Source organism: Streptomyces sp. SID14478 (assembly GCF_010548525.1).
Taxonomy (GTDB): domain Bacteria; phylum Actinomycetota; class Actinomycetes; order Streptomycetales; family Streptomycetaceae; genus Streptomyces.
Window position 1 is genome coordinate 1 of sequence record NZ_JAAGMG010000201.1, and the last position, 1392, is coordinate 1392.

At 75.4% G+C, this 1392-nt stretch carries 2 protein-coding genes; one reads left to right on the forward strand and one right to left on the reverse strand.

What is annotated here, in order from left to right; all coding sequences use genetic code 11:
• Positions 1–598: ElyC/SanA/YdcF family protein (locus tag G3I40_RS07330; protein WP_164301344.1), on the reverse strand; the 598-nt coding region annotated here is incomplete at its 3' end.
• Between the two features lie 281 nt (positions 599–879).
• Here G3I40_RS07330 and G3I40_RS07335 point away from each other — a divergent pair.
• Positions 880–1392: CbiX/SirB N-terminal domain-containing protein (locus G3I40_RS07335; RefSeq protein WP_203643595.1), on the forward strand; the 513-nt coding region annotated here is incomplete at its 3' end.

The window sequence follows — 1392 nt, forward strand, 5'->3', positions numbered from 1 at the left end:
CCAGGGCCCGCCGCACCCCGTCCTCCCGCGCGCCCAGGAAGTGCGGGTCGGGGCGGACGACCGCGTCCAGCGCCGCCTTGCCCGCGGCCAGCACCTCCCGCGCCCCGCCCGCGTACCAGGTCGCGTCGTGCCGCTCGTCCACGCCGACCCCGTACGACGACACCCCGGCCGCCTCGCACAGCGCCACCGCCCGCCGGATGTGGAAGCCCTGGCTGAGCAGGACCGCCCGGTCGACCCCGAAGACCTTCTTGGCGCGGACGCACGAGTCCCAGGTGTCGAATCCCGCGTAGTCGCTCACCACGGCCCGGCCCGGGACGCCGTGCCGGGTCAGATACGTCCGCATCGCGTCCGGCTCGTCGTAGTCCTCACGGCTGTTGTCGCCCGTGACGAGCACGGCGCGGACCCGGCCCGCTCGGTACAACTCGGCCGCCGCGTCCAGCCGGTGGGCCAGGTACGGGGAAGGCTCCCCCTGCCACAGGCCCGCGCCGAACACCATCGCGACCTCGGTGCGCGGCACGTCGGCCGTCGAGCGCAGCCGGTCGCCGGTCGACGCGAACAGCCACGTCGCCGGCAGCAGCGCCAGCACACAGACCGCCATGAGGCCCTGCACCGCCCGCCGTTGCCCCCGCCGGGTGCGGGGGAGTCGAGGACGGAACGGACGCGGAAGGGACGGGCGCACGGGACCTCCGGTCGGACGGCGGGCCTGCCGAGGTGTCGGCGGTGACGGGCTCACCGCGGTGTGAGACGCCGGGCGCGCCCGGATGGTTCGCCCGGACGGTTCCGGCGCTCACCGCGGCCCCGGCCGCCCCGTGAAGGACCGGCAACGACTCGTCACCGGCGCGCAACAGCGAGGCAACCCCCACCCGCCAGGATCGCTCCATGACGGACGCGTCGGCACACTTCGACCAGTCGGCACCCCTCGACCAGACGGCCAGCGCGGCGGGACTCCTCACCATGATCAGCAATCAGCTCGGCAGCCAGCTCGGCCAGGTGTCCCTGCGGGGCCGTCGCCGCACGCCCCATCTGGTCCTCGTGGCACACGGCAGCCGTGACCCGCGCGCCCTGGCCACCGTCGGCGAACTCGTCGAACGGATACGGGAACTGCGCCCGCACCTGCCCGTCCACCTCGCCCACATCGAGCTGAACGCACCGCTCCTCACCGACGTGCTGGCCGCTCTGGAGCACGGCGGGCAGGCCGTGCTCGTCCCGCTGCTGCTCTCCCGCGGGTACCACGTCAAGCAGGACCTGCCCCGGGCCGCCGAGGCCGCCGCGCACCTGCGCACCCGCGTCGCCGCCCCTCTCGGCCCGCACCCCCTGCTGGTGGACGTGCTGCACCAGCGCCTGACGGAGGCGGGCTGGCCCGCGCAGCTCACCGAACGCGCCCGCCGGCGC